Raw genomic sequence first — 6,821 nt, 5'->3', positions numbered from 1 at the left:
GCCGGCAGCACCGCGTGGAGCTACAAGGCCTACGACCGCGCGGGCCAGCTCGCGTGGGACGTGGACGCGCTGGGCTACGTGACGGGCTACACGCGCAACGCCTTCGGCGAGACCGAGCGCCTCGTGCGCTATGCGCAGAACATCACCACCCGCACAGATGGCGTGCTGATGCGCGAAGACGAAGTGCGCGGGGCCATCACCGCCAGGGCGGGCAGCACCGACCGCGACATCCTCACCGGCTACGACCGCCTGGGGCGCGTGAAGGAAGTGCAGGAGCCCTATGTCTTCTTCTGGGACAGCGCCGCCGCCGAGCAAGGGGCAGGGCGCAAGACCACGCGCAACAGCTACGACGCGCTGGGCAACCTCACGAGCGTGTACACCAACACGGGCAGCATCCGCTGGTCGGCCAGGTTCTATGCCTACGACACGTTGGGCCGGCGCACCTCGACCATCGATGAGATGGCTTACCTGAGTACCGATGCCTATGATGCCGCTGGCAACGTGGTGCGGCACGTGGAATACGGCGCGAGGAACGCGGCCCTGGGAACCGTTCCCGACGCAGGCAAGGGTGACCGCGTCACCGACACGGCCTACGACGTGCTCGGACGCAAGACGTCGGAGACGCGCCGTGGCGTGGGCTACACGGCCGTGAACGCGGGTGCCGCGGACATCGGCGGCGTGCTGACGGAGGTCACTCAAGCCAAGGATGGGGCGAAGGCCGATCTGACGACGCGCTACGCCTACGACGCGCTGGGCAACCTGCTGCGCACCACGGACGCACTGGGCGCGACCACCTACCAGTTCTACGACGTGCTGGGCCGCGTGCGCGCGATCGTGACGCCGGCCGTGAACATCGGCGTGGCGGCCAACCAGCAGGGCGCGGCACCGGTGAGCCCGCTCACCGAGTTCCGGCGCGATGCGCACGGCAACGCGGTCTCCACCGTGCAATACGCGGGTGGCGCCACGGTGTCGGGCGATGGCCGGAGCTATGCCGCCAACGCTGCGCCGGCCAAACTGGCGGACCGCACCAGCTACACCCGCTTCGATGCGCAAGGCCACACGCTGGAGACCATCGATGCAGCGGGCAACAGCCACTACTACGCCTACGACGCGCAGGGGCGCCTGGCCAAGGAATGGCAGAACGTCAGCTATGTGGACGACGCGGGCGCGAAGCAGATGCACAGCCTCTGGCGCGCCTACCGCTACGACGCGCTGGGGCGGCAGACGCATACCTACACGCCGCTGCAGGACAGCCCGGACCCGGCCAGCCTGTGGCTGGGCGATACGGAGCTGCAGTACAACGGCTTCGGCGAAGTGACGCGCAAGATCGTGCGGCAGGCCGACGGCAGCAGCACGCTGGGCATGATGGCGTCCGATGGCAACCGCGTGGTCGGCGACGAGGTCTACGACTACGACAACGCCGGCCGCGTGTGGCGCAGCAATGCGGGCGACGGGGTGATGAAGATCTGGGCTTACGACCTGCAGGGGCGCCAGACGGCGCAACTGGTGGGGGCGGGTCGGGTCCGGCTGGACAACTACGCAGACACGCAGCAGGCGCTGGGCGTGCAGGCGAGTGCGGCAGGGGAGTTCCAGCGCACGGACATGGAATACGACCTGCGCGGCCGCCTGGTGAGAACCATCGCACCGGAGCGCGCGAGCGAGAAGGCCATGGGGGTCACCACGCGCCTGAACCTGGTGTACGGGGTGGTCACGGCCACCGAGAAAAAAATCCCCAACGACTCCGGCAATTCCACCATCGATGGCAAGAACCAGGTGGATTTGGTCTGGCGCTCGCTGCAGGACCTGGGCAGCGGCGATGTGCGCATCACGCTGAACTACGTGAACACCAGCAACGAGGCTACGTCCCGCAGCATCGTGGTGGGATCGGAAGAGGCGTTGAACGGATACTCGTTCAAGTGGAAGTCGGCGAGCCAGAGTGCCTCGGTCGGCATCCAGAGCATCCAGAGCATCCAGGTCGAGAAGCTCGACATCTTCGGCAACTGGACCACGATCTACAACGCGGACACTCGCCAGGCCAGCTCCACACAGCTGACATGGACCGAGGCCACAAGCCCGGGGATGATCTGGAACGAGCCGGGCGCGGGCCGCAAGCCCATCTACCGCCTGTACGATCAATACAACGACGTTCACCTGTTCAGCACCAGCACCACCACCCGTGATTCGCTGCTGATCGGCAACAATGGCTGGCTGGACGAAGGCATCGCGGGGTACGTGGCCGAGCAGCCGGCGGCGGGTCTGACGGCACTCTATCGTCTGGGCAAGGCCAACACGAACATCTCCGTCTACACCACCAGCGACAGCCAGCGCAGCAGCCTGCTGGCCAGCGGCTGGGAAGATCGCGGCATCGATGGCTATGTGGGCATCGCAGGTTCGTCCGCGGCACCCGCGGGCATGACCAGGCTCCAGGCCCTGCAGCACCACAAATCGCCCGATGGCGACACTGAATGGAAGGACGGGCTCTATACCACCTCGCTGAGCGAGCGCAACGCGCTGATGCAGGGGCTGCCGCCGTCCATGGAAACCAAAAGCGGATCGGCCGAGCCGCCGCAGGCCGTCTTCGGGCCGGGCAGCGGCCCGAGCGGTTCGTCTGGAAGCACCAAGAGCGGCACGGCCGGCAGTATCGGCCGGCTGACGACGCTCTATGGCGCATTCGCGGCGCAAAGTGTCGAGGTCAGCCTGCCGCAGAACCTGGTGACCCAATTGCGCATGGAGGTGCGCGCCATCGGCGGCGGGTGGCGCACCGTGCGGCTCGCCAATGCCTTGCACACCTTCGGCTCGGCGCACCGCATCGAACTGGAAAAGCTGGTCTGGGACGACAACGGCACCGGCGTGGGTACCGGTGGCTATGAATACCGCATCAGCAACGTCCAGGGCAGCGACGTGCGCGAAGTCGGCACGGGTTCGTTCGCCATCGGCATGAAAGCTGCCGACAGCGCACCGGCGCTGGAGGGCGTCGGCGTGGTGCAGGCCACCATCGACAGCACCGCCTACCAGGTGCTGCGCTGGCCCCAGCCTGCGGGGGGCCAGAGCGTGGTCTTCCGCTGGAAGCCGCTGGGCGACACCAGCCAGGACTGGACCGGCACGCGCACCGTGGGCAACGGCGTGTTCGCCCAGGGCGACGGGCGCGCGACCGGCTTCGGCACGGGCTACCAGGGCGTCGCGCTGAACATGGCACCCGGCACCTACAAGTACGAGGTGGTGGTGCTCAACAGCTTCGGCGGCGTGGCGCAGCGCGCCGAGGGCACGCTGACCACGTCGCAGGGCGCGAGCCTGGCCGTGACCACCCCCGCGGTGGTGTACGCCAGGAACAACGTGTCCAACATGGGCATCCTGGGCTATGTGTGGAAAGACCCTGGCCCGGGGCGCAAGCCGCTGCAGCGCTACTACTTCACTTACCAGAACAACGACCACCACATCACGACATCGGATGCGTCCGTGATCATGGAGATGAACCAGCGGGTTGCCGAGGGGGCGGCGCGGTATGAGGGTGTACTGGGCTACGTGGACGTGGACCCATCGGGCAACAGCAAGCGCCTGATGCAATACATCTATGGCGGCGACACGGTGTTCCAGCTGGCGTCGAATCCCGCCACGGTCTATCGCGGCGACTTCATCGTGCTGAATCAAGATCCGCGCCCTGCTCTGGCCAATGGAACGTTCGCATGGAACTGGTCGCGCTGGTACCAGAACGCCTACCAGAACGACGGCTACATCATGATGGCGCCGGTGGAGGGCACCAAGCCGCTCTATGCCCTGTACAACGGCAACGCCCGCGGCGACCGCAGCCTGGGCGATTACCTCACGACGGACCTGGAGTACGAGGTGATCTCCAACTTCATGCTGAGCGCGCCCATGGCCGCCACGGCGAAGATGGAATCCCTGGGCATGGGCAACGCCGTCATCGACGGTACCAACTACAGCGTGCTGCAATGGCCCCAGCCCGAGACGGGCGCGCGGGTGACGGTCAGCGCCTCTCCCGGCATCCCGGGCGGCAACCCGGCGCCCTACCTGTTCCGGCAGGGCGATGGCCGCTCACAGTTCGCAGGCGGCGCGGCGCTGCAGGGCTTCGTGCTCGACGGGCTCGTGCCGGGCACCACCTACCAGGTGAAGATCGTCATCGAACATCCCGCGGGGATGTACCGCGACCCCTACATCGAGCAGGGCACGGTGACGATCACCGTGCCCTCCACGGGCGTTCGCGGGGGCGTCACGGTCCAGCCCAAACCCACGGAGTACGTGCCCCAGTTGCGCGCGCAGAACTCCCAGCAGGGCGGCCTCAGCAGCCGCCCCGTCACCGTCCGCGACTATGACCGCTGGAACAACGTCACCACCATCGACGAAACCCAGGGCCTGGGCGCGGGCACATTGGTGCGCACGGCCACGATGCGCTATGACGCCAACAACCAGGTGATCGAGCAGTCGCGCCTGCACGAGGACGTGAACTTCGCGCAATCGTGGGCCACGACGAAGGTGTACTACGACGCGATGGGCCGGCAGGTGGGCGTGCGCGACGCGCTGGGCCACCTGAATGCGCAGGTGCGCGACCTGGCGGGCAACGTGGTGCAGGAGCGGCACGCCGACGGCGGGCGCATGGACTACACCTACAACGCCTTCGGCGACAAAACCTCTTCTGCCGAACGGATGACTGCCGACCGGACGGTGGTGACCAAGTACACCTACGACCAGATGTCGCGGCTCACGCAGACCTCACTCGCACAAGCGATTGCCCGCTACTGGGTCGATGGCAACATGAACGGCGCGGTGGCGGGGAACCTGTACTCCGCCGACGACGACAAGGGCAACGGTGTCGTGTCCGGTAACGAGTCCGGAGTCAAGAGTGCCAACATGACGGTGCTGGAGACGGTGGAGTACGACGAAGCCGGCCGCAAGGTGCGGGTGACCAACGGCAACGACGAATCCACGCGCTACCGCTACGACCGCATGGGCAACGTGGTGCTGAGCGGCCAGGAGACGGTCCGGGGCGCAGGCGGAGCCACCGCCCCGCTGGCCTACACCATGCGCTACCGCTACGACGCGCAGGGCCGCAAGGTGGGCCAGACGGACGCCGTGGGCATGACCCAGGCGTGGAACTACGACATCTTCGGCCACCTGATCGGCCGCACGGATGCGCAGTCGGGGGGCGGCGCGCCGGTGGACTTCAACTACACCTACAACCTCGCGGGCCAGCTCGTGCACGAGGACAACACCCGCGTGGAGCCGGGCGTGGGCGGGGCTGCGGCCACCAACAAGAAAAAGAACATCGACTACCGCTACGACGGCGCGGGCCAGCTCATCGAGATCCGCGACAACTACCTGGGCCAGACCACCCGCTACGAATACGACCTTGCCGGCAACCGGGTGGCCGAGAAGATGTCGCAGAAGACGCTGCTCACGTCCGGTCTGCTGGACGACGTGGTGTACCAGGGCAACCACCTGGTGTATGACGCGCAGCACCGGCTGCGGGCGGTGTTCGACGGGCGCTCGGATGTGCGCATCACCTATGACCTGGCGGGCAACCGCCAGGAGGTGAAAACGCACGTGGTCAACACGATCCGCACGAGCGACCCGTATGGAGGCCAGCAGGAGCGGCAGGTGGTGCATACGAGCACCACGGGCTTCGAGTACGACGCGATGAACCGGCAGATGAAGAGCCGGGAAGAGTCGTCGGTCAACGGCTCGATCACGACGCTCAAGTACACCTATGACCTGGCGGGCAACCGCACCATGGACCAGACCTTTGACGGCCCCGCGATCACGGGCTCGCCGGACGGCACGATCCGCAAGACGTATGCCTACGCCTACGACGACCTGCACCGCATGGCGGGCTACACGGGCTTCGGCGCGAGCGACAAGATGGACGGCATCCTGTACGACGGCGCAGGCCGGCAGGTGGCGGCACGCACGCTGGTCGGCGAGACGGGCGGCAGCTACGAGTACCGCTACAGCCAGTACGACGCGATGGGCAAGCTGCAGGACGTGCACACGGTCTTGCGCAGCGCGAAGCCGTCGGACAACCAGAAGGTGGCCCAGACCACGAACGTGGCATACCACGACGCAGGCGACGTGACGGGCCTGGGCTACGACGCGGCAGGCAACCTCAAGGGCGTGCGCCAGGAAGCCGACGGGCAGGCCACGACCACGACGTACCAGTACACGTACCTGAACGGCAGTTGGCAGCAGAGCGCAGCCCTCACGCGCCGCGGCGGCGACGTGGTGGGCACGATCACGCAGCGCGACGCCAACGGCTTCGTGGTGGGCATCCGCCAGCCCAAGGTGACGGGCAGCGCGACGCAGGCCCCGGACGGGAGCCTGGCGGCAGCGCTGACGAACCAGGCGACGCAGCCCTCGAGCAACGATGCGCGCTACGACCGCACGTTCGTGAACGACGCCAACGGCACGGCGGTGTTCGTGAGCCAGGGCGGGTTTAATGCACAAGGCGAGGTGAACAGCAGCATCGCCAACCCGGCCTCGGGCTACCAGGGCGGGGTGACGGGCAGCGCCCTGACCCCCGGCCACGTGCAGCGCCAGCTGGTCGCCAACGGCGAAGTGCTGGCGCGCTACGGCGACGCGCCCACCCAGGAGGAGAACACACCCCAGACCAACACCCCGGCGTACGTGGACACGGCGGACTTCCGCCTGCAGGCCGCGCAGATCCGTCCGCGCCACAAGAGCCTGGACCCGGTGGCCTACACGGTGGTGGGCGGGGAGACGCTCAAGGACATCGCGCGCAACGTGCTGGGCGACGCGAGCCTGTGGTGGCGCATCGCGGACGCCAACAGCCTGGCGGTGTCGGGCGACGG

At 67.3% G+C, this 6,821-nt stretch carries 1 protein-coding gene; it reads left to right on the top strand.

The features are described 5' to 3' along the window. Positions 1 to 6,821: hypothetical protein (locus T336_RS25575; RefSeq protein WP_035227000.1), on the top strand; the 6,821-nt coding region annotated here is incomplete at both ends.

This window comes from Paracidovorax oryzae ATCC 19882 (assembly GCF_000687165.1).
GTDB lineage: Bacteria > Pseudomonadota > Gammaproteobacteria > Burkholderiales > Burkholderiaceae_C > Paracidovorax > Paracidovorax oryzae.
The sequence above is the reverse complement of the archived record's forward strand: the minus strand, read 5'-3'. Positions and strand labels throughout refer to the sequence as shown.